22 protein-coding genes are annotated in these 23,213 nt (G+C 52.5%); 1 reads left to right on the plus strand and 21 read right to left on the minus strand.

What is annotated here, in order from left to right; translation table 11 throughout:
• The first annotated feature begins 122 nt into the window (after window positions 1-122).
• Entirely contained in the window at window positions 123-359 is a 237-nt protein-coding gene (locus ACERY3_RS19475) for a hypothetical protein (protein WP_373226290.1), read from the plus strand.
• A gap of 143 nt (window positions 360-502) precedes the next feature.
• Here ACERY3_RS19475 and ACERY3_RS19480 read toward each other — a convergent pair whose 3' ends face one another.
• The 21 genes from ACERY3_RS19480 to ACERY3_RS19580 form a co-directional block, all read right to left on the minus strand.
• Entirely contained in the window at window positions 503-805 is a 303-nt protein-coding gene (locus tag ACERY3_RS19480) for a DUF1889 family protein (RefSeq protein WP_373226292.1), read from the minus strand.
• A 54-nt stretch (window positions 806-859) separates the two neighbouring features.
• Window positions 860-1,312, minus strand: coding sequence for a hypothetical protein (locus ACERY3_RS19485; protein ID WP_373226293.1), 453 nt, complete (start codon window positions 1,310-1,312; stop codon window positions 860-862).
• Window positions 1,313-1,530: 218 nt separating this feature from the next.
• The gene (locus tag ACERY3_RS19490; RefSeq protein ID WP_373226294.1) at window positions 1,531-1,917 is read right to left on the minus strand and encodes a hypothetical protein; all 387 of its coding nucleotides are present in this window, start codon (window positions 1,915-1,917) and stop codon (window positions 1,531-1,533) included.
• A gap of 206 nt (window positions 1,918-2,123) precedes the next feature.
• Window positions 2,124-2,426, minus strand: a complete 303-nt coding sequence (locus ACERY3_RS19495; RefSeq protein ID WP_373226295.1) for a Dabb family protein — start codon at window positions 2,424-2,426, stop codon at window positions 2,124-2,126.
• 266 nt (window positions 2,427-2,692) lie between these two features.
• Window positions 2,693-3,517, minus strand: coding sequence for a hypothetical protein (locus ACERY3_RS19500; RefSeq protein ID WP_373226296.1), 825 nt, complete (start codon window positions 3,515-3,517; stop codon window positions 2,693-2,695).
• 3 nt (window positions 3,518-3,520) lie between these two features.
• Window positions 3,521-4,891 (minus strand): VasL domain-containing protein, encoded by a 1,371-nt coding sequence (locus ACERY3_RS19505; RefSeq protein ID WP_373226297.1) that lies wholly within the window; start codon window positions 4,889-4,891, stop codon window positions 3,521-3,523.
• Between the two features lie 17 nt (window positions 4,892-4,908).
• A complete protein-coding gene (tssE, locus tag ACERY3_RS19510) occupies window positions 4,909-5,340 on the minus strand; it encodes a type VI secretion system baseplate subunit TssE (protein ID WP_149330373.1) in 432 nt (143 codons plus the stop codon).
• A gap of 4 nt (window positions 5,341-5,344) precedes the next feature.
• Window positions 5,345-5,881, minus strand: coding sequence for a type VI secretion system lipoprotein TssJ (tssJ, locus tag ACERY3_RS19515; protein WP_262484706.1), 537 nt, complete (start codon window positions 5,879-5,881; stop codon window positions 5,345-5,347).
• A complete protein-coding gene (gene tssG, locus ACERY3_RS19520; protein ID WP_373226298.1) occupies window positions 5,859-6,956 on the minus strand; it encodes a type VI secretion system baseplate subunit TssG in 1,098 nt (365 codons plus the stop codon). Before tssG ends, tssJ begins: the two co-directional genes overlap by 23 nt.
• Entirely contained in the window at window positions 6,920-8,671 is a 1,752-nt protein-coding gene (tssF, locus tag ACERY3_RS19525; protein WP_149330376.1) for a type VI secretion system baseplate subunit TssF, read from the minus strand. Before tssF ends, tssG begins: the two co-directional genes overlap by 37 nt.
• A gap of 64 nt (window positions 8,672-8,735) precedes the next feature.
• Window positions 8,736-9,422: a DUF3592 domain-containing protein gene (locus ACERY3_RS19530; protein WP_373226300.1), complete on the minus strand. Its 687-nt coding sequence runs from the start codon at window positions 9,420-9,422 to the stop codon at window positions 8,736-8,738.
• 209 nt (window positions 9,423-9,631) lie between these two features.
• On the minus strand, window positions 9,632-9,907 hold the full coding sequence (locus ACERY3_RS19535; protein ID WP_332908677.1) for a PAAR domain-containing protein: 276 nt from the start codon (window positions 9,905-9,907) through the stop codon (window positions 9,632-9,634).
• 25 nt (window positions 9,908-9,932) lie between these two features.
• Window positions 9,933-11,528 carry a type VI secretion system protein TssA gene (tssA, locus tag ACERY3_RS19540; RefSeq protein ID WP_373226301.1) on the minus strand — a complete coding sequence of 532 codons (1,596 nt, stop codon included), beginning with the start codon at window positions 11,526-11,528 and terminating at the stop codon, window positions 9,933-9,935.
• Window positions 11,525-14,959, minus strand: a complete 3,435-nt coding sequence (locus ACERY3_RS19545; RefSeq protein WP_373226302.1) for an ImcF-related family protein — start codon at window positions 14,957-14,959, stop codon at window positions 11,525-11,527. The genes tssA and ACERY3_RS19545 overlap by 4 nt, the downstream gene beginning before the upstream one ends.
• On the minus strand, window positions 14,956-16,173 hold the full coding sequence (locus ACERY3_RS19550) for a hypothetical protein (protein WP_373226304.1): 1,218 nt from the start codon (window positions 16,171-16,173) through the stop codon (window positions 14,956-14,958). Before ACERY3_RS19550 ends, ACERY3_RS19545 begins: the two co-directional genes overlap by 4 nt.
• Before the next feature lie 128 nt (window positions 16,174-16,301).
• Complete coding sequence (locus ACERY3_RS19555) at window positions 16,302-16,847, minus strand: M949_RS01915 family surface polysaccharide biosynthesis protein (protein ID WP_373226305.1); 546 nt, start codon at window positions 16,845-16,847, stop codon at window positions 16,302-16,304.
• Window positions 16,848-16,951: 104 nt separating this feature from the next.
• Entirely contained in the window at window positions 16,952-17,443 is a 492-nt protein-coding gene (locus ACERY3_RS19560; protein WP_373226306.1) for a sugar ABC transporter permease, read from the minus strand.
• An 18-nt stretch (window positions 17,444-17,461) separates the two neighbouring features.
• Window positions 17,462-19,180 (minus strand): TIGR02594 family protein, encoded by a 1,719-nt coding sequence (locus ACERY3_RS19565; protein ID WP_373226307.1) that lies wholly within the window; start codon window positions 19,178-19,180, stop codon window positions 17,462-17,464.
• A gap of 20 nt (window positions 19,181-19,200) precedes the next feature.
• Window positions 19,201-19,611: a DUF4431 domain-containing protein gene (locus ACERY3_RS19570; protein ID WP_373226308.1), complete on the minus strand. Its 411-nt coding sequence runs from the start codon at window positions 19,609-19,611 to the stop codon at window positions 19,201-19,203.
• An 11-nt stretch (window positions 19,612-19,622) separates the two neighbouring features.
• Window positions 19,623-22,316, minus strand: coding sequence for a type VI secretion system Vgr family protein (locus ACERY3_RS19575; protein WP_373226309.1), 2,694 nt, complete (start codon window positions 22,314-22,316; stop codon window positions 19,623-19,625).
• A gap of 3 nt (window positions 22,317-22,319) precedes the next feature.
• Complete coding sequence (locus ACERY3_RS19580) at window positions 22,320-23,168, minus strand: lysozyme inhibitor LprI family protein (protein ID WP_373226310.1); 849 nt, start codon at window positions 23,166-23,168, stop codon at window positions 22,320-22,322.
• Between the last annotated feature and the right edge of the window lie 45 nt (window positions 23,169-23,213).

A 23,213-nucleotide genomic window follows, 5' to 3' on the forward strand; every position in this document is an offset into this window, starting at 1 on the left:
ATTTTTTCTGGTTGTGATGTTTGCTTAAAAAATACACCTTTGAGAAGTCATGAACCTTGCGCATTTATGAACAGGTAATTATACTGCATTAATATCTATTAAATTATATTGAGTGGTATAAAATGAAAAATTACCCCGACACTCATATTAAAGTTGAAAAAATCGCGCCCCTTCCGTCAGGTGAGTGTTATGAAGCAAAGGTCTCTCGTGTATTTATAGAAAATGATAATCAAGACAGAGAAGAAGTCTTCCCCCCAAAATATATTTTTTGGGGGTTGACCGAAAACGAGGCAAAAAGCAAAGCAAAAAACGATGTTGATGAATGGCTAAAACTAATGAATTACATCAAAACATCTTAATTGAATTAGCTCAGACTTGACCTTTCAGCTCAACGAAAGCTCGAGAAAAACGCTAGACTATAGCTCACCCGCAGAGCGATTCAACAAGTGTGTTGCATCCATCGGTTGAACTCACAGCGAAAAGCGGACGGTATTGGCAATCACTACATGGATTTTAATTCTGAAAGTATTTTATCCCCCAATCGTCCGGGGTAATTAATTACAACTCTCTTGCCTGAGCTAATTTTATGGGCTAAATCTGTAAGCTCTTTTACACTTACTTTCTCCCATTTTTTTTCAACAGCCCAACGACGAATAGCCTGTTGTTCTAATTCAACACCTATTGAATGAAGAAATTTAAACATTTCTTTTGTTCTGCTTTCGTCAAGTGGGTGAGAAAGCATTCCAGCGGATACGTTGTTAACAACACAGAGATAATCCAATGCTTTTTTCAGTTTCTCATTCATACTCCCTCCAGTATTTAGTTTTTAATTACATCAAAGCCTAATTGAACAATGTGATTACTCTGATATTTCATCAAAGTATGCCTTGTACATTTCTATTACTGTGCTGAAATACTCGCGGATATCTCTACCATCGACCAGATGGTATTTTCTATTAAGCCGATCACCGCACCGCATCAATCCTACCCGAGCGTTTTGTACCGATGACATCGCAGGGGTATTGCCTTTATCTTTAAAGTGCTTTGCCTTATTAAATAAACTAAGTATCATCCTGAATTCATGCATTTTATATAACTTCCCAAAGAGCAACTCCTCACGTGTTCGTAGTTGTTCCGGTAACTTCTTTAGTCGCTTATGCCCATCAGGGTAAACCCATTCTCGTAAATGAATAAGTGGAAATAACACATCAGTTAAATGCTCATCTGTTGGGTTTTCTCCGTAAATGGATACTTTCCATTTAAGATGATCAAACATTTTTTTCGGGGAATTGATACCATATACTCCAGCCACAACTACTCCTGCTATTCCAGATCAGAATGGACCATTACAAATATAAACCTCATAAACCTCATAAACCTCATAAACCTCATAAACCTCATAAACCCAGTATAACCTTACAATGCCGACTGCAACGATTTCATATTTACCTCCGAACACAAGGAAAGTTAGCATTAAATGTTTTATCGGCTACTTTCGCATGCTTGATGACCTACGAAAAGACCTTTACATCAGGTACGACTTCCATCATTTCCTTTTCCGCGTATAAGCCGTTCGCACGCTTTTTCAACCGCTCTTTGAGTCCTGTCAGGAAAAATTGTGGCCTGCTGTTCTGCTATGCTCAGGTGCATATTTTTCTCCAGCAGCGCCCAGTCCTCATCGCTCCAGCGACGAAACCCGACCCGACTTTCACGGGATTTCTTCAGACCCAGCCGCCCTGCCATTATCAGAATACTGACTTCATTTCTGCCTGGCAGTTGGTGGGCAACTTTCTTACCCAGCAGGGGATAATGTGCTTTCAGAATACGAAGTTCGTCTTCACGCCAGAACCGACCGCTGAGTACCCCCATCGCCTCGGCTCGAGAGAATATCCCCCTCAGCAAGACTCCAGCGTTCATGTCTGTTAATAACCCACCCGGCCTGCCGCAACTGCTCCAGGATAAATCGCGTGGTGTGCTCACTCAGGCCTGTCATGGTGGTGACTGCCTGTAACGTCATGACCGGTGCTTCTCTGAATGCGGCCATAATACGTTTTGCGTCATCCGTCATCGTCTGTGTCATTTCACTCAAATTCATCGTGTTACCAATCTACAGAAAAAATTAATCAGGGCGCCAGGGTATAATCCAGCACCATGATATCCTGTAGAATCGGTCGAAATATCGTTTTAAGATCATCATGTACAGGATGTGGCAGATATCGCTGGCGAGCTGTCTCATTCGCGAACGTCATCAGTACACAGTGAGTAAACCCTGCATTCTTATCTTCCGGACTGTCGTTTACGCCCCACTCCACACTTGTAACCCCTTCAATCCGATCGGGGATCTGCAGAAATGCCGTTCTGACGGCCAGTATTTGTTCCGGTAGAGCACAATCAGTAAATGTAATAAATAAAATATGACGAATCATTGTTTCCCCGTTAGCTCACATTGATAAATTCGCTGTCCAGATAAACATCATTACTCCTCATCATCGTGCTTGCTAATATTTACAAACCACCATAATGAACACTATTCCCTTTACTCCATCCACATGAGGGAATCATGCTATATATCGGCGCAACAGGAAAGAAAAAGAAAAATAAAAACCATAATAAAGCCCATTTTCCTCGCAAACTTCAAAATAGAGAGAATGTGTTTTCTAAGTAATTCCCACCGTTAATAATGATTAAACCATTACCCCTTGTCATGTTCAGGCTTACCGCTATGCTTTTTAGCGTATCGTCGCAATCCCAGTCTCTCTGCCTGGTGGTGGATCGCACTGTTCGTCCTGCCGGGCAATACCCTGGTCAACTTTCTTCCCAGTATCGGGTAAAGCTGCTGAAGAATGCTGAGCTCCTCGGGTGTCCATATCTGCGCTCGTGTTAACCCTAATTTGGCAGCCTGCGCCTCAATGGCTTTTCTGGAACGATGGGGCAACAGTGAATGAATGGCATCAAGGTTACCTGAGTTACCATAATGCCCGGTCAATATCGCGTTTTCCTCACGGGTCCACCTACTCAGTTGCGTTTTCCCCAGCTTAAGTACATTTGCCCGGTTCCTCACAGCACTGACACTTTTATCAAGGGCTGCAGCAACCTCCTCAACAGGCATACGACCATAATGCTCCCTCAGGAATGCGATGGCGTCAGGATGCCATTCCCGCACATCGGTGAGACCTGCCCTGGCCGCCTGTTTCCTGATAGACTCCATATCACGGTGCGGCAGCAATGCCCTCACCATGGCGATACCGGCACCATGAGAGTAATGTTTTTTCATGATGTTAATTTCCCACATATCCCAGGGTTTCGCTCCCGGGCGACCAACACCAATCTTTAATGCCATCGACCTGACCGCAGCCACCCCTCTTCCCAGAGTCGTGGCTATTTCCCGCGCCGGGAGTTTGCCGTAGTGTTTCTCAACAAAGGCAATTTCTGCCAGCGTCCATTGCACATAGTGATTACGGCGCGTGGCACTTTTTTCTGCAGCACCCACTGATGATGGATTCGGTTTCATTTTCATTATTCAGTCACTCGAGCCGCCATGGGTAATCAACACATAACGGTTCTGCAACTGTCGCAGATTCTGTTCTGCCTGCTGTTCTGCGGTAGGCTGATTGCCGTTCTCTTTTTTTTGCTGTGACAACTGACGTAACTGTTCTTCCAGCGGCACGTTCTGGCTCAGCGTCTGCGTGATAGCAAACACCGAGGATTTCAGCTCCGAGACCGTCAGGTATTTTCCTCGCTGTATATCGGTGCTGTTGAGTTTCTCCATCAGCAACTGCAACTGTCCCATCGCCTGATGCCAGCCCTGCAGACGCGCCTCCGGCAGGGCATTTGCCTCCACCTGTTGCTGCCACTGCTTCGCAAGCGCTGCCGTTTCCGGCTGATGTGGCCACAGGCGCTGCGTCTGCGCCACCAGCGCGAAGCCGTAATCCTGCGACCATGACGGGGAAAGACCTGCCACCACATCCAGCTGACGACGCGTGCGTTCCGTAATAACACGCCCCTGTGACTGTAACGCGGCGGCATTGTCTTCAATCATTGCCCCCTGTTCAGAGGCAGAGAGCACGACCGGCAACGGAGAGAGCGACGCGTCAATCAGGGTTTCTGGCTGATTATCCTGCCAGTGCTGCCAGCCCAAGGCGCTCAGCGCCGTGAACAACAGTGTTACGCCGACACCACCGACAAATCCCGTCCACACACCGCGACGATGACGCTTCAGGATGGAGGTCTGTGTGATGTGCTGTGTACCATCATCCCGCACCACCAGTACCACCGGTTCACTGTTGCCACAGGGTTGCCCGATACTCTCCGGTATCGCACGGGAGGTATGCAGGTATGAAGACTCAACGGCCGGGGGCAAGGGGGCATCTTTTGCGTTCTCCAGCCTCACCACCGCCGCGTGCATCCAGTGCAGCAGTGCATCCATTTTACTCACCTGGCGAAGCACCAGACGCTGCAGCAGGTCACACAGGTGCCGAAGTTGTTGCTCAAGACGATAAATAGCAGGCAGGTCCTGATGACTGAGGGTAAACCGGCGCAGGCTCAGCATCAGATGTTCACTGAGCCACACCAGAATGTCCTTGCGCACCGGCATCTGGGGAGGCCACATGACGCTCCACTGGTGCGTTATCAATGAATCCACCAGCTCCAGACCTTCCGACAGCCCCGTGAGGCCGGAACGTTGCAGGCGGGCACAGCAAAACCACGCCGCCGTCTGCAGGTCGGTACCATTGTGGCGAAACAGGGTCACACACAGCTGCTCCACGCTTTGCCAGTCCACGTCGGGTCTGGCCGGGTGGGTCAGCTTGCTCAGTTCATCGCGCAGTTGCGTGTATTCAGACCACGCGCGCGGGTCCTGGCCCGCATGCAGGGGCAGGTGTCGGGAAAACATAGCGTCAGTACCTTTAATCAGGAGGGAAGAATACGTTGTTGCTTCAGGTGGCGGAGCAGAACTTTGCCTTCGGACATAAACTCGGTGCCAAAGCGAACCAGTTCACCGTCCGGCATCTCAGCCTCGATGGCGTAGCGCAGCTCACCGGGCTGGGCCTGCTCCAGCATCACCACATGAATGTCCTGAATGCGCGGCTCGTATTTCAGCAGCACTTTTGCCAGCGTGGTTTTCAGCTCATGGGCGGTACCGGGCATCCCCTGCAGTATCAGTGTCATATCCGGCAGGCCATAGTCCGGCAGATGCGCCACCGAGCCAGCCCGGGTATTGAGCACCCGCTGCAGGTTATCCAGCACCGACAGAATGTACTGGTTTTCTTCGCTAACCTGCCCCAGGGGCAGACCACCGGCAAAATGCCCATAGAGTTTTTCGTACAGAGACGGACGGCGCATGTTATTACTCCTTCACCGGCAGCAGCGTCAGCAAGTTATCACGGGCTTCAACGATCCGTGCTTTATCCGGATCCAGCGCTTCCCGGTCAATCACCAGACGCCAGTTCTGCTTCGCGTCGTCCGGCTGGCGGAAGAAGGCCGCCACCGCCACAAACTTCGCCTCCGGGTCCATCGGCAGATTCAGCGCTTCGTCGGCACCGGGTTTCAGCACCACGTCATGCTGGCTCAGCAGGTCACCTTTCAGCACCCCACTGTCGTCTTTCACCAGTTGCTGATACAGCGCCAGGTCAAACGCTTTCCGATCCTTCATCTGGTATACCCGCACCATCACCGGCTCGGAGATATGGCTGCTTTCCATCGCGTCAGTATTCAGCGCCTCGCGGGCGGTGATATCGAGATGCAGGGTGGTGATTTTTTTGTAGAAAATGGCTTTCATGGTTGAAGCCGTGCCCTCTGAGGTCCGCTGGGCCAGCCCACAGCCTGACAACAGCACCGCCAGCAGGAGGAGGTAATACCCTTTAGTCGAACTGATAGATAACACGCGTGTTTCCTTTCGTTGATACCGCCGGTGTAAGCCCGTGGTAATGGCAGAGTTCAAGGGTAAAATCGGGCGGGATATCATCCGGAATATCGTCCGTTGTAACAGGGCCGTCCACGCTCAGTACGCCGCTCATCCCGAGTGAAAACCCGGTGTCACCCAGCGGTCGAACGGCAAGCAATGCCGTGCTGAGTGTCAGCGTGATACGGGCTTTGCAGCGCCAGCCGAGATAGACACGCAGCATCACCAGAAAATCATGATATAACTCACCGCCCGGAAACCAGGACTGTGCTTCCTCTTCATCAGCGGTACGCAGGCCAATCCGTATCTGGCTGTTCAGCTCCGTCAGCTCATCCCCCAGCGGAAGGCTGCCATCCAGCAGAATACTTCCTTCATCCGTGAGTTCCGGCGGTTCTCTCACCGGCACCGTCCTCGGGCTGTAAGGCAACACCTGAACCGTGGTGGCCGGTGCCAGCAGATGTACGATTGCCCTGATCCCCGCTTCGGTACGTCCCGGCAGACGCAGTACGCTCAGCAACGCCAGGAAGCGCGACACCGGCGTGGCAATGTGGCTTGCCGTACCGGGGATCCCCAGCCCCACCAGTCCCAGCAACGACTGTGAAATGGCATCACTGCCCCCGGCTTCAAAGGTGGCCGGGTACGAGTATTTGCGCCAGATCCGGTAGAACTGCGTCATGATGCGGTGGCTGAAGATGTCGAGAAACCCCTGCATCGCCTCATGGCCTTCCCGCCGGGTAACAATGTCATCAATCCAGGTGGTCGGCAGCGGCGAGTCCACGCCATACAGTCCAAGAAAGGTGGTACGTATTACCGGCGGGGCGTGACGATCACTGTCGTCATACTCCACCGCTTTGACTTCACCCGCCGGAAAGACCATACCGGGATGCGGATAAAAACGCACCGGATCGTCAGCCGGGTTCGACGTGCTGCCGGTTGGCGGATGACCGGCATGCCGTTTTTCGAGGATCTGGCACAGCCGGTAAAATCCCACCCGGGTGATGTCCGCCTCCAGGCGCGGATTTAACCGGGTATCCGTCGCGAATGTTTCTCTTCCCATTCCAGGCGTTCTCCGGTTGGCTGCAGAATAAAGACCAGGCGATTAAACAAATGAATGTCGGTATAGAGCGCAAAGAATCGGCTCAGCATCTCACCAAACAGACAGATATCCCCGCGACCGGTGAAGCCCGTACTGTCCAGCGTCACTTCAATCAATACGCCGCGCAGCAGATAGCCCTGATGGAAGCGTTCAGTTTCGCTGTGTCTGACGTCAATTATCGCCTCCAGCCGACGGCGGTTCATTTCCTCACCGGTCCAGTCATAAAGCGCCAGCGTCCCGCGCAGCACCTCGGCGTTATCCATCATCGACAGAAAACCGGACCCCAGGTGGCTCAGTACGCGCCAGTGAAAGCGATCGCGATCCGGGGGATAACAGGGTTGAGTGGGCGCGCACAGGTTACGTACGGACAGGGCCACCTCTGTGCCTTTCACCACGGTATCCAGCACGCTGTTTTCCAGCGCCCGCCGGGGGAGCTGCCCGTTGGTGGCGGTCAGGCTGAGTGACAGGTGTTCATCCGGGATGCTCAGCGTGTCAAACCCCTCACCGCCCAGTATCAGCCAGGTGTTATGCAGCCCGGATGCGCCCCGGCGCACACGGGTGTGGTAATAATATTCCGGCGCGGCATGGCGCATCATCCCGCCCTTATGGCGAAAACTGGAAAATGGCACGTAGCGGTGTCCGCTGCCGGAGAGCACCGTATCTACCGAGTAAATTTCGGTATGGCCGTCCTGAATACGCATGGGACACAACTGATAGTCCGTCTGCAGGGCACTGATACTCAGCGGATCTGACTCCAGCGGAAAAAGATTGATAACCGGCACACTGTTCAGTTGCAGATGCCGCGCCTGGAACGAAAAGGGATGCTCCCAGTGTTTATTCAGCACCACGTCCAGCTCAAACCCGGAAAGTACTTCGGGTAATTCGACGGTTTCCAGCCCCCGCAGGCAGACCGACATAAACTTTTCGCGGAAGGTAAAATACTCCTGCAGCAGCTGCCAGCCAGCAAAACTGCTGCCGCCCTGCGGCCACAACCCGTCATCCTCCCCAAATCCCTGCGCCGCAAAATACCCGTTCAACGGACGACGATCCGCTTCACCGGGTAAACGCAGCCATATGTCTGCCACATTCAGCGTCAGGGCCTCGTGCAGGGCGCAGGCCAGAGCGGGATCGGCATTCAGATACAGCGGCAGACGGGATACATCCGTTTTGCTCCAGTCGGCCAGTCCGCTGCAGGCGAAGCGCAGGCGGATCATGGCGCGGCCATCGGTGTCGTTTGTCAGCGTGGCCTGTTCAAGCGACAGCGGTAACAGATTCACCTCCCGGGTGGTGGTATAACGGCAGCGGGTGCCCTTTTCACCCACAGGGCGGGACATCACCTCAAAACCCCTGGGGAGTGTAAGGGGATCTTTCATGACCTGCCAGTCCGGGGTGAAGGCCACCACAGACAGCGAGGGAATGGCACGCAGATAGTGGGGCCAAAGCAGACTGACCAGCCCCTCGGTCAGTTCTGGCAGGTCATCATCAAGCTTCGCCCGCAGGCGTCCCATCAGAAAGGCAAACCCTTCAAACAGACGTTCGACGGACGGGTCGCGTGCACCGACCCGGTCGGGGAGCAGCATTGCTGCCTGCTCAGGGTGGGCGCGGGCAAACTCCTCTCCCGCCTCCTGCAGGTAGCGCATTTCCGCGTCAAAATAACGCAGGGTTACATCATCCATAAATTCATTGTCTCAAGGCATATTTACGTTGCGCAGCACGACGATGTACTTGTTCTGAACGTCGTTACGCTTTTTTGGGAAAAGCAGAAATGTCCACGTAGTATTTCTTATAATTATCAGGTGAGACATACACCGTTAAACTCTCACCTGAAATAAAAGGGGATGGGTCATAATAAAAGTTGGCGCTGGTGAAAACGTGAACCGTGTTGGTTTGTGGCTCTAACCACTGGCAGACAATATTCCATGGCGAACGACCATTAAAGCTAATGGAATCATTAAGCTCCACTGCAATAATTTTCGCCGTCAGTGGCTTGCCGCTTCGCATCAACGTACGGTGCTTGCTTCCTTTGTTCAGTAAACGTGAACTCACCAGGCCAAAAAACAGCAATACGCCCCCCAAAACACCGAGGACAGCAGGACCGAGATAGAGCCCTGTTACATCATTGATTTTCGCATTTTTGGCATCGCCATGTTGATAGAGAACATCGACACTGTCACCAAGGCTATTGCGATAAGAAGAGCTGCCTGTTGAGGATTCAAAGATGACTCTTTCATTCTGTTCATCTGTAAAAGTAATTTGCGGATACCAGACCGCCGATGAATCATGACTTTTACTGTAACGAAGGTCTGTTATTTTACCTGTGGAATGCAGTGCCGTACTCTGAAATAAGTAATCGGTGTAAGACAGATATCCCGCGCCCCCAATAAATACCAGACCAACCACTAACATAATCCTAAAAAATTTATTCATTGTCACTCCCTTCCTTGATTAAAAACCATTCACACTCAAATTTACATTCATTGACGTCATGAGTAAGCATTCTCACCAATCAAACTTGCCGCATTCCCATTAAAAAATAAAAAAACAAAAAATCACTTACAAATACAGCTCAGCAACAGGTTTGATAATTAATGGATTAACATCTGTTGTTTTATTTTAAAAGGGCACCTCGTCAGCGTTTATTCGTAAGTATCGGTCGTCACTGACGGAATAAAATGCGCCTTACACGGGCAGGTACTGGTGCTGTGCAGAGTTCCGGCCATGTGGCGATCGTGAACGATATCGCCCGGGATCCCCCCGGTGATTTTGTAAGTACCGGCATGTTGACCACAGGTGACCGGATCGCCCTCACAGGCTGCCACGTTACCGGGCAGCTGATGGTCGGCGGTGCCGCCCGTGATTTTGCCACCACAGGAGGTTTTATCCCCCTGCGCCAGGTAATAGCCAGTTGCCATTGTGTTTCTCCTTATTCAGTTGTGATTATCCACACAGTACGGCAGCCCGTACCGGATCGAGTGCAACCAGTCCGGCGAGCAGTGCCTCCATGTCCGGCTGCAGTCGCGTTTTCTCCGTTTCGCTGCGCCCGGCCTGCAAACGCAGTAGTTTGAGTTTCCGGGCCTTCACCTCAAACAGCAGCTCCGGCTCCCAGTGACGCAGTGTGAGGTCACGGGACCGGGTATGCAGTTCACCCAGCAGGTGCAGGGCCAGCGCATTTTTTCCGTACTGTTCCGCCAGACGGGCCATCAGCAGTTGCATCAGCCAGCGGTCGCGGTCGGTGACCACGCCGGGGCGGTGCTGCAGCCAGCTCAGCGCGGCGTCCAGACCGTCGCTGTCAGCCATTGCCTGCGCTTCGCTTTCCAGCGCCAGAATGTCATTATCGGTGTGGCTTGTGGCCGTCACCTGCTGAACCAGCATGTCACTGTCTTCATTCAGCACCTGCTGCTGTATCCAGCTCAGCGTCACCTCATCGGCGAAGGGGGTGCCGTCACTGAAGGTGAGGCTTTCCAGTCCGGGCAGACGGCGCAGTAACCCCAGCAGGTCGTTGCGGACAATATCGGCCAGTACGCTGTCGTTGCCGGTGTTCACCAGCGCCTGCCAGACGTACCACTGCACGTCCAGCCACAGATGGTTCACGCCCTGCATAAACAGGTCGTCGGTGAGTGCCCGCAGTTCCGTCCATGACTGCTGCAGAAAAAGACGCTTCAGCTGTGCACGGTGCTCCGGTTTCGGTACCGCCAGACGGGTTCTGCCGGAGGCGTCCAGCGCCGGTAACTGGTTAACCGGTGCCCAGCGTACGGCCTTCATCAGATGGTGGCCTGCGAGCCATCCCTGCGGCTGTTCACGCAGCCAGGCCGCCATCAGGCGGGCCTGGTCGAGCAGCTCGCGGCTGTTGGTGATTCGGGTCGATACGGATACTCCCCCCAGTGGTGAGGTTGTGGCATTCGTTACTGTTTCTCCGGCAGGCAGGGGCGACGGGTCCTGTGTACCGCCGCTACGCTCAAGCCGGGTCAACAACGCCAGGCTCAGTCCGGCAAACGGGGACGACGCCACCTCTTCGGGTAGCAGCGCGGATTCCGCCAGCAGCAGGGCCCCGGCAATACGCTGCGTCATGAGCACATCCGCCTCAGGCCAGCGGGTGAGGCTGTCGAGCATTTTCGGGCCGGAAAGCCATTCCAGCGCGCTTTTACGACTGGCCGCACGCTGTGGATACAGGTCCGGGCCAAAACGCTGCAGCAGACCGGCCATCAGCTCCAGCCCTTCCGCCAGTCCGCTGTCACCCTCCTCCTGCAGACGAGCCCAGGCACAGAACGTCGCCACGCGAATATCCTTGCAGACGGTGGTCAGCAGTTTTTCGGCCAGCCCGACAATCTGCGATGTATCTATCCCGGAGAGGCGGTTGATTTCCTCGCGAAGCTGCTGAAAGTCATCATCATACGCCGGGTCTTCCCCGACTGGCGCAGACTCACTCAGCGGCAGAAGCCAGGTATTCCAGCGCTCTGCGTTTATTTGTGCCTGACGCCTCAGCAGGTCAGCATCCGCCTGACAGACAACCACCAGTTTTTGAAGCGTACTCATGGCACCATCCCGTCAGTTTCATCATCATCGTCATCCGCCTGTACCTGGGGGGGCGTAGTGCTCCCTGCCAGGAAAATCTGCTCCGGCAGGGTAAAGCCGCGCAGGGACAACAGCGCCAGCGGGCCGCTGCCAAGTTGCGGGCGCAGCACCCACTGCAGGGTGTTGCCGTCTGGGGCTTTCATGCTAAGCATCCAGCGGTGTGGGTCAAGCTGCTGGCGCTGGCTCTGGTCCAGCCAGCGGATAAGCCCCCATATCCCGCTGTAATCCCCGTAGAGACGTGAGCCGGTGGTAGTGGTACTCCAGGTCAGCATGGTGCCCGGGCTGTAAGTCTCGCCCGGCCAGTGAAACGCCTGCCATTCCGGAAGCTGGTTAAAGTAGTGCAGCACCTGCCCGTCAACGGTGAGCGTTGTGTCAACCACCCGGGGCACAGGCCGGGCCTGCAGGTCAAAACTCAGCCCCTGGCCGCCGTCGGCAAACAGCACCGCCGAGAGACCGCTCAGTTCATTGATGGCTTTCAAAAACGCCAGGTTCACCGTCAGCCCCTGGCTGGCTGATTTATCCTGCACCCAGCGGTTACCCTCCTTATGCAGTACCCCGGCAAGCTGGCTGGTTAAAAAGGTGTCGATACGGCCGCTGCCCTGGCGGATGTATTCCGCCAGCTCCGGCAGCGACGCATCGCTTCCGGCAGCCACAAACGGATAGCGGCCGTCAAAGGCCGCATCCCAGCCGGTAACCACCGAACGCCGCCACTGGTCGTTCAGTCCTGCTGCAGACGGGCGGAGTACGTTTTCCCAGGCCTGGGTCAGCGGTCTCACAAACACGGTCTGCCCGAAGCTGTGCCACTCTTCACCCAGCCCCGCCGCCATCAGCGTGCCGTACTGCTGCGTGTCGGTCAGGTCCACGCTTTTCCCCTGAAACACCGTCTGTGCCAGCGTCTGCATCATCGCCTGCGGGTCCGGTGAGGTTGCCACCTGCTGCAGATGAAGACGTACTCGCGTGACCTGCGTGAGGTATTCCGCGAGGGTCAGCGTACCACCTGTGCTGACAGCACCGTCGGTGTCTTTTTTCCCGGTCAGCGCCAGTAACGGGCCAAAGGTCTCCTGCAGCGGACCTGTGGGTCCGGCCTGCTGGTCAATGGCGGGGATATCGTCACGCTTTATCAGCTTCTTCGCCGAGTTCATCAGCGAGTCCGACAGCCCGATGCCCTGCTGACCGGTCTGGCCCTGAGTGCTCAGGGTGTTCATCAGTGCAATCAGCGGCGACTGACGCACGTCGCTCATCAGCGTCAACTGGTCGGTCACGTCGGCAATGTTGCGGGCAGGTACCCAGCGCAGACTGTTGAGGAAGCCGAGCCAGCTTCCGGCAAAGTCGGTGAAATATCGCTGCGTCAGCCTGGCCTTCAGTGCCTCCGGTGAAACGTCGCCGGTCACCGGTTTACGACTGTCGCTGAGCACCCAGTCAATCTCTTCGCGACGGGCAGAAGCCGCCTGGTCAATGGCGTCCTTCACCTCATTTTCCCAGGCCCGGCGGGTGAACATCCCCGGCACACTCTCTTTTGTGGTAAACAGACGACCGGCCTCGGTACCGGCCGTCATGTCCTCCAGAGTCAAATCGGTGTAGTTGTGACGCACCTGCGTGAGGATATTCTCATACAGGGTGCCTTCGGCGTTGCGCCTGCCGAGCTGCTGGAGCAGACTCTGGCGAACCTGCGAGACCAGCGCTGCATCAGGTTTTATCGCCATCTCAGGGTGCCCGGCCAGTTCAGCGGCATAAAACGCCCACAAATCCGGGGCCAGGCTCTGCCACAGCCCCGGCGAGATACCAGGCCGTGCGGACTGTACGGTTTTCATCGTGGCAGCATAAAACGCCGCCTCCGCTTTATCGGGGCGGCTCATCATCAGTAACGCTTTCAGCTGGTCATAGACGGGCTTCGCCTGCTGTGAGCGCAGCGGGCTTGCCGGAGGCAGGTCCGCAAAATGACGCAGTTTTTGATGCAACGCCTGCGTGGCCGGGTCACGCAGCAGACGGTTATTTGCCTCGATATACCACGGCATCAGGGCGTCGAGCAGAGGTTGTGCATGATTCAGGCCAGAGCGCTGATACCAGGGTGCTCCCGAGCGGACATCGTGCTGCAGACGCCCGGCCTGATTGCGCAGGTCGTGCAACGCGGTGAGCTGCGCATCCGATACCGCCGGATGCGCCACCAGTGCCCGCGCCTGGTCCGCGACCAGGATAATCTGCTGACGGTTGAGGACAAAGGAGAGCACCATGCCCGCTGCACAGCAGCCGGTTGCCAGCAACACTGCACGCGGCAGCCAGCTTTCGCGTGCGGTGACAGGACGGGAGCCCCGCACCTGCTGACAGGCCGCAGTAATACCCGGCCAGAGCGTTGAAGGCGGCAGCACATGCAGCGCGGTGACCGGTTGCGCCTCTGCGGCGGCAGACTCCGGCAGACTGAACATCACACCGCCCAGTGGAACCTTCTGCTGTGAGGCGTAATACCACGGCACCAGACGCTGCTGCCAGTGTGCAATCTCCCCGTCCGTCAGCGACTGTGCCAGGCGCAGCAGAAAGTCATGCTGTGGATTAACCGCAATCTGCGCCATCCCCTGTTCACGCAGCTGTGGCAACAGCCCGGTCAGCTGTGCCGCCACTTCGTCTGCGGAGGCCTGACGGGAGAGGGAAATCCCCACCGGCTGGGGGACACGTCCTGCCTGCGACCATTTGCTTTTACACAACTGCCAGAGCCAGACCGGCGGCTGATGGCGCAACAATCCCCCCACCTGCTCCAGCCAGCGTAAATCCGAATCGCTGAGCGCCGGGGTCATTGTCTGCTCTGCACCCAGCACGCGGATAATGCCGTCAAGCGGATGACCGTAACGCAGCTGGCGCAGGGCGGTGAAACGCTCACTGTCCACCGCCTCAGCAGGGTCACCACCGTAAATCAGCACGGTGCGGTTACCCTCCTGCCACTGTGCAGCCACCAGGCCGGGAACCAGCTGGCTGACGGTGGCTTCATCACCGACCACCAGCAACAGAGTGACCTTATTACGCCAGAAGGTGTGATAGCGAAAATGCAGATGGCTGCGGATTTGCGAGATGAGCGGCAGTACCGTCGCAACCGCAGCATCCTGAGCTTTAACCACATCGTCATCGCCTTTATCGCCCGCATTCTTGTTAAACGTCCCTTTACCTGCACGACGTAAGGCAAAGACCGACATCAGCAGCAAAAAGAACAGGACGGCAGAGAGCGTAAGGGTAATGTTCATCCAGCGCTGCTGCTGTGCACTCCCCTGAACCAGCCCCAGCATGGCGGGGTCATGCCAGGAGACATAACCCAGTCCCAGCACGACAAGAAAAAAAACGGTGAGGATGCACACAAAAGTGACTTCCCCCGATGAGGGTAAAATCAGTGACCTGTAACGTTTCAAGCGTCCTTCTCCTGGTGGAAATCAACCGGCGCGATAATGGCGCTCCATATCTCATCTGTTTTGCTGTCCCCGGTTATCACCATATGGGGATGTCCGGTTATATCGGCGGCGTTCGCTGCGGCGGCAAACATCAGCCAGCAGGTTGCCACCCCGGCCTGTCCGATGGAGCGGTCAGGCTGAATAAGATTTTCCTGTTCAACAGCACCGGCAGGGAAAGCATTGCTGTGGGTCATCACGGCTGAGCACTGCGCAGGCGTCAGCCCGGAGTACCAGAGGTACTGAACGTCATCGCCGTGCAACGGTACGTGATAAGCTGCCTGTTTCATGCCGGTGTCCAGCGTATCGGCTGACGAACGATCCGGGCGGTGTAGCAGCACCGTGGGGGTAATTGTGGTCTGCGTCAGGCGATTTCCGAGTAACAATGCCACCGCCGCTTCGCCAGTGTTGTCGGTCTGTTCAGGATCAATCTGTAGCGCCAGGACCAGAAGAAGGGCTTTTTCGCGAATGCAGTGATCGAGCCAGTGCTCCACCACCTGCACGCCGCTTCCGGCGATGAAGACAAAGGGATTCATCAACCCGGCGGCCTGCCATTGTGCGACAAATACAGACTTCACCTCATCAGCACTGAGCGATGAGGTGCTTTCCAGCAGGATATTGATTGGTTGCGTGGGGGGAAGCTGTAACAGTGGGGTCTTTATCTCCAGCAACAAATCAGTTACCGTCCGGGTAACGATGTCCTTCACTGTGTCGGTCCGCTTTGCTGCCAGTTGCGAATGGTTGATACCTTTGTTACCACCACGGTCAGTTTGCGCTGCAATGATTCTGTCGTTTGCCATCATTGCTTCCAGCGGAGGCTGCGTGGCTGAGTTATCGGGATAAGCGGTAATAAATTTAGCCTGCAGGACCTGCAGGGCCCGACGGCTCTGACAAGTCTTTTGCCACATCCATACTTCGCGCTCGGTGTCATATCCGTTGGCAATGATGTGCTGTATCAGCCAGAACAGGAGGTAGCCGATAAAGCAGCACGACCAGACGGCAATAGCACCACCTGTCGCCAGCATCCAGAATGACAATACATCGGTATACTTACCGATCACGCGGGTCAGGATAATCCCTGCTACGATTAAAAAAAGGAAAAACAGCAGCCAGGGCAGCGCTGTTAGCGGATCCGGTCGGTACGCGACCGGAGGGGGATTTTTTAAGGAGTATTTCATCGTTATCTTTATTTAATTGATAACCACCGAACACCAGTTTGCATTACCATGTTCAGATAAACTAATGCATATCAGCTAGTTGTGGATTTTTTATTAAAAAACCGTTTATTTCATACACCCATTTTGGCCTAAGGTAATTTTCTTACTGAAATTAAAGGCCATTTATTAATCATGTAGCTCAGCAATGGTTTGGTTGTTCTAAGGTTGTAGTCTGGGACAGGATTTCTGGGTTTATCATTCTTATTGCCATCATTGCTAACAACAATATTTTCTTCCCCTCGCAGAGAGTATTTAATCCCATTGTGATAAGCGAAGTATTTTAAATCAACAGCATCAATCCCACCTACACACCCTATTCTGTAGGCAAATAATACAGTCATAACCCCATCATTGAAGACATTTTTAAACTCCACAGAGCCATTAGCTAAATCCAGTATTTTATCAGCATCACACTCTGTTAAATAATCTTTTAAATGCCAGTCGAGATGCGCCCCTGTTTTTTGCTCAACAATTAAATATTTTCCACCACCAAATTCATCAGATGCTAAGTCGCCACGTGTAAAAGTTACTTCATGGTGTCCTGCAAGATCATCCCATGTTTTGTATAACAATATTTCCTTGGCAAAGGCTGAAAGGTTAACAAGTAAAAATAAAAAACAGAGCCTGTATTTCATCTAAAACCCTCCTTGCCTTTTGATTAAACTTTGATATTTAGTGCATCTAAACTTCTTTAAGGTCAGAATTATTAATAACAAATAGCTGTAAATGTTGTTAAAAACTACCGAAGCATTAGGTATTTATTTGCTGCCTTGCAGGATAACACCGCACCAGAGTAGCTAACTTCAGAATCAAAGTCTGACAATATCACTGTCCCACTTTTCTTTTTGAAATCAAAAAAATAACCATAAGCCCCATCATCATCACATTTTATTCTAATCTTTTCTGGTAAAGAAAACATAACCAACCTTACACAAACGTTACCTTCAGGAAAAGACTTTGCAGAGTTAGATAGGTTAGCAACTTTACTGTCCTTACTCCATCTATAGTCCACCTCAGATACATTTCTAAGAGTCACGTTATCATTAGTGTAGAAATCCTCAGAAACAAGATCGGATTTAATTGAGTCAATGGCTAAGTTTTTTAGACTAAGTTTGTCATTAGCGAGAAATAATTTAGATATAGTAGAAACATCATCCTTGTTAAAACAATCATTACTACTAGCATGAACTTCAGTAGTAAGCAGAAGGACCAAAAGGAATACATACCTCATAATTTTCACCTTAACATATTAACGCGTTTTATTTTCATGCGTTGAATGAGTAGGGAATCCAAGATGCTTTCTTAAAGCTCTAATGTTATCGTAAGTTGGTGGTAAATCACCACCCTTCTTCAATATTTTATTGGCCTCTGGGTAGTAATTAATCGGAACATAGTAGCCAACCAATTCATATTTTAATATTGAACTTTCGCCTGAATATACTCGATACATTGGATTTATAGTAACACTATCCCCTTGGTTTCCTCCTAAAACACCAATTTCACCATCCTTCATTTTACAATATACCATTGTTACATGCCCACTTCCTTTCGTCCCTTTTTTGTGGAATACAACAATTGCGCCATATACAGGTTCATCAATTTTAACGAAATTATTGCTATGAGCGAATGACTGTGAATTTGCACTACCTGACATCAAATAACCACTTTTCTTCAGGCAATAGTTGACAAAAGAGGCACACCAGGCGTTAGCGTCACCCACCATAGTTTTATATGGGGCTCCCGTTTCAGCATGATAGTTAATGTTTTTATACCCTTCTTTATTTACTCCCCAGTGCCATACCTCGGCCCCCTCATGAAAAGCAATAGCCATCCATGGAGCTTCACGTTGATCATGAGGTAAAATCGCGATCGGATTGCCTGATGTTTTGCTACCAACCGGTTCCAGTTTCACTTTATGGGTAACAGCTGCGACTTTCTGTACTGTCGGTGGTGTCGGATTATCTTTGGTCGCTGAGTCTGGTAAAGTCGATCTAACCGAATTCGTTTTGTCCGTTGATTGAACCGCTACTGATTGATGATAAAGGACGATAGTCTGCCCGGGGTAAATCTTGTTCACATCCTTGATGTTGTTGCTTTTCGCCAGTTCACCCACACTTACCTGGTATCGGGTAGCAATTTTGGACAACGTATCACCAGACCTCACAATGTAATTAATTGGTTTTGGCTGACTTTTCTCTCTCGGTGTCTTTGGTGTACGGACTAAAGTACTGGCAGTAAACTGTGAGAACTGACGTGTGATGAGTACATTTTTCGTTTCATCTCCGGCAATTGCAGAGTAAACAATATCTTCCTTACCAGCAGAGTTCACATATTTGATGGTAATAACCATACCTTTCTTCATGTGTATGATTGGTTTTAATTTCCCGTAGGTATCCGTTTTCCATTCGTAAGTCGTTTTGTCAAGAGTGACATTAAAAGGCACATCAGCAACAGGACGGGCACCATCAGAAACTGTTATATTCGTCACGTAAACCCATTTTTCTGTTCCCGGCTTTAAACCACCTTCCTGTTTGCTAATGGCTTTTAAAAGCTTTCCAAAGTCCTCATCATCAAGATCACCGACTTTTTTATTATCCGGTATCCCCGTTTCTTTCATAATGAAATTAGCATACTCTACGGGATCATTCCCCCCTTCAGAAGGTGAGTATTTTTCCGTGACTTCAGGAATTGTTTTATCTTTGTATTGTTCTTTTAACAACCTGTTTTTAGCTTTCTCCCCGAGTGAAATGCTTGCAAATATTGCAAACTTATTCGCTTCTGGATTATGAACAATAGCAGAACCAATCCTTCCCGCCTGCTTACTAGCATCCTTTGTCGCCATAAGATTTCCAGGGTTATTAAATCGCCAGTTAAGAGTACCTCCGGTTTTTAGTAAACGGGAACCATCGTTAGCCTCATACTCAACCGTTTTTAATGTTTCGTTATATGTAGCTTTAACAAATCTCATCTCATCACTTCCTGTAAAAATCACTTACCATCAGTAAAAGTCACATTATCCAGTAAAACTGGCTCTACATGATATCCAGTTTCAGCAAGGAAAATGCTTCCCTTAACAGTGACCATGGTATTAAGCAGGTTTTCCCTTGTTTTATATTCGCCACCAGAAATAACAAGCTGAACTTCTTTATTCCAGCGTTCCAGATCTGTATTAGCATCGACAACACATGTAAGCGGCGTGCTTAGATGTAATATCCAGTAATACATTTTTTTATCATGTTCTTTATCCTCCCCCCAGTTTGGGGGGCCATAGAACATTTCTTTTTTCATGATGCCGCTAAGTTCCACACTGTCTCCCTCTTTAAGGCAACCAGCATAAACAGTGGTGCTCATCAGTATAATGAATACACCAACTATCCATTTTCTTAATGTTGTTAACATAATTCGTAGCCTCATGATGTACGGAGTAATTTTTCCAGCATGCTTTCCGTCAGCGACGTTTCCGGAACATCCTCACTGTCTAAAACAAAAATTGTCGGATCCTGTTCATCATCCAGTAAGTTATCAACAGGTTCTTGATCCACTGACTGGCTAACCAAAGTTTCAGACTGCCATTCTTCATCACCGATAATTAAATTCAGTGTTTCATTCTCTTTGGTGACAATCTCCGGCAATCGCCCTGCTGTGTCAGTTCTCCCGGATGCCAGAATATTTCCTTTCCCGTCATCGATCGTATAGGGCTGATCCACCATCAGATCCATGACCTCTGCGGCAGTATCTGCTCCGGCAAAAGCAAAGCGCATGCTCTGTTCGCCGGGTTCAATCACCGGAAATACCGGAAACGTTGTTTTTTGCGATGCGCCTCCCGAGCGAATAAACTGCCCGGCGTTGATCCGAAAATCACCAATCGTTGCTGAAATAATGCCATTTTGATCCAGCGTGATCGAACTGCCGCCACCGCCTAAGGTCAGTTTTTTATTCGCAAGAACTTTGATCTCATCTTCCGTGCTGACGATATTGATGACTTTACGCGCCAGCAGGTCCATCAGGTCATTCTGGGCCTGGAGCTGAACCGGTCCCTGATTGGCAATGAGTTTGATCCCCAGTTTGCGCACAAACACGCTCAGCGTATTCCCGACGCCAATAAAGAAATTCTTCACCACGCTGATATCAGCATTTTTACCGGCAGTGGCAATGAGGTTGCTGCCTGCCGACAGCTGCAGTTGTTCGCCGCTGGTCATCGCCGCACCATCCGGGGCGCTCAGCAGCAGAACGGATTGTTTCAAATCTGTCAGTTTCTGCTCCAGCAGGGCAATCTGTGCCTGTAAATCCGCCGGGCTGGCGGTGGCAGCCTGTGCATCCGCAGAGATTTCGCTCATCTGCTCGCGGGCCAGGTTCAGGTTACCGAGGGCTGCATCCATCTCCAGTTGCTGCCCCTGCGCCATCGGCTGGCCGTCGGCGCTGATAAATATCCCCTTACCGGCACGGAGCGCTCCCCAGGTGTCGGTGCGCAGCTCAAAGCCGTCACCGCGTTTCTGGTTCTGGAGCTGACTCTCACCCGCATCATCCACGATATGTCCGAGGCTCAGGCTGCTCCTGCCACCGTATTCGGTACGGATGCGGATATGCTCCTGCTCCCGGCTGTCACCAAGCTGAATCTCATTTTTCGCGGGAGTACGCAGAATGTTACGCCTGTCATTGCGGATGGTCACGTGGTCCGGGTGTTTTGAGTCGTGAAGCACCCCGGCAATATACGGGCGGTCCGGGTCGCCGTTCTCAAACCCAATCGCCACTTCCGTTCCCGCCAGCATCGGCAGGTGCAGACCGTAAGTGTCACCGGCATAAGGCCGTGACTGCCGTACCCACAGGCTCTCACCACCAGGCCGCCACTCATCGCGGTCAAACAGCATGTTGACGCGGTAACGCCCGTCAGGGTCAATATGACCGTAGAGTTCGTTCCCCGGGGTACAGGTCACCCGGGCAGGCAGCGTTCCGGCCATCACAGGGCGTGCCGGTGGCTGTGGACGGTAAGCATAGTTGTCGTTATCCGGTATCGCTTCAAAACTGACCACCAGCGCTTTATCCCGGCGGGCTTCGCTGATAATCCGGGTCACCAGCACGCCTTTCGCATAGATGTCGCTGACCTCATGACCACCAGTGACGCGCATCACCTGGCCGGGGAAAAGCGTGCAGCAGGCGGTCTGTCCCGTCAGGTGTGTCTGCGCGTTAAGGTAGCGCTCATGGCGCAGGCGGGTATAAAACATGCCGCTTTCCGGCTCAGGGTAACGGGCGTAGCTGTCACCGGGCGTGAGGTAGTTGTCGCCCCAGTGGTATGCCTCGCCGTACGTGGTGCTGTCGCCCCGGGTGACATCCGCCTTCGTATTCATGTCCTCTGCTGCCTGGCGGTAGTTGTATTCCCGCAGGCTGACCTGCTTTTCCACCACCGCAAAGTGGCTTGCCATGCCCCACACCGCATCAGTCTCCCCGTCAAGCTGGCCGGAAGGCGGGACGGAGGGCAGCGTCAGTCCCCGCTCATACCCCTGCTGACTGTCATAAAACTCCACCACGTCAATCATCAGGCGGGTGTCGGTGGTAAAGCGGAACCAGATACCCACCTCGCCCAACAGGCGGGTGATAAAGGTCAGGTCATCTTCACCGAACTGCATTACCTGTTCGCGACGCGGGTATTTTTCGGTATCGAAGGAAAACAGAAAATCCTGGCCGCGCATGCCGTGACGCTCGCGCAGAATGTGCTCCACAATCTGTGGTACCGACTGGTCCTGATAAATCACGTTCTGGTGCGAACGGTCCAGCAGCGCCAGACGCGGCTGCAGGGTCAGGGCGTAGCGGGTTTCGTCCTTCGAGGTGCTCAGGCATTCAAAACCGGTCACCACACCGCGAATGATACGCAGGGGCTGGGCCGCCACTTTCCGGTTACCCGGTTTCTGAAGCGTCAGTGAGGCCGGTTTCATCAGCATGGCCTCACGGGTGATACCGTGGTCATCGCTGGTAAATTCAATACGGTAGCGGAACGGCGTGCTGAGCCCTTCATCGCCTTCCAGTGCCAGCACGTCCAGCATGGCGCTGCAGCCTTTCACCGACAGCAGATGGTGACTGTGGCTGTATCGAACGGATTGTGTACTCATGCGTTAACCTTCCCTTTGTGAATAGTTCTCGTCCCGCAATTCATTACTGTTGTTGCTGAGAAACTCAATCCGTTGCGTGGTCATCTGCGTCTGGCATTTAAAAATTTCAGCCCGGCGTTCAACCGGAATGGACTCAAGGCGGGTGTCGCTGATTTTTCCGCACTGGCGGGTTTTGGCACTGACCCAGTTAACCTGCTCAGTCTTCATGGCTGCGCGGACCGCGTCCGGAAGGTCTTTCCAGACGGCGTTCAGACGCGCGTCCTGCGATTCGTATTCGGTGCGGACATCGGCCAGCGCCTGCGCATTCACCTGGTTAATCAACTGGTCCTTGTTCACGCTGGCCCAGGCGGTTTTGGTCATCACGGCGGCAATATTGTCCATGTCGCTGACGGTGATATCCTTTTTGTTATCCGCCAGCCTGATGCGGTACGAATAGTTTTTCCAGGTCACATGCCCGTTGCTGAACGCGCCGTTTTCCTGGAGATATTCGTCAAAAAGACCAAGGATTTTTGTGGCGGCAATCAGGGCATTCTCCGGCAGGGGGATGGAGATAGTCGCCGTACAGGCGATGCCATTCTCATTCTGGCTGAGGGTGGACACACCGCGAACATCCGCCTGTATGTTTGCCAGCGCGGTGCTGTAACTGTTACGGGGCTGTGTGAAGATACCGGCTTCGGTAATAAACTCCGTCTGCAGTTTCGCGGAAGCATCATCCCGGATGGCGTTTTTCACAGCCTGTACCGCATCGTCCCGGCCGCATTTGAAATCCCCTGAATCACCGAACATGCCTGCATGTGCGCAGACGGATACCACCAGGAGGCTCAGGACTGACGCTGTTTTCTTCATACGCATAAAAGACTCTTTCATTATCTGTTGTTTATCAAAAGGGTAAAAAAG

The organism is Enterobacter cloacae complex sp. ESBL7 (assembly GCF_041679625.1).
Taxonomy (GTDB): domain Bacteria; phylum Pseudomonadota; class Gammaproteobacteria; order Enterobacterales; family Enterobacteriaceae; genus Enterobacter; species Enterobacter asburiae_B.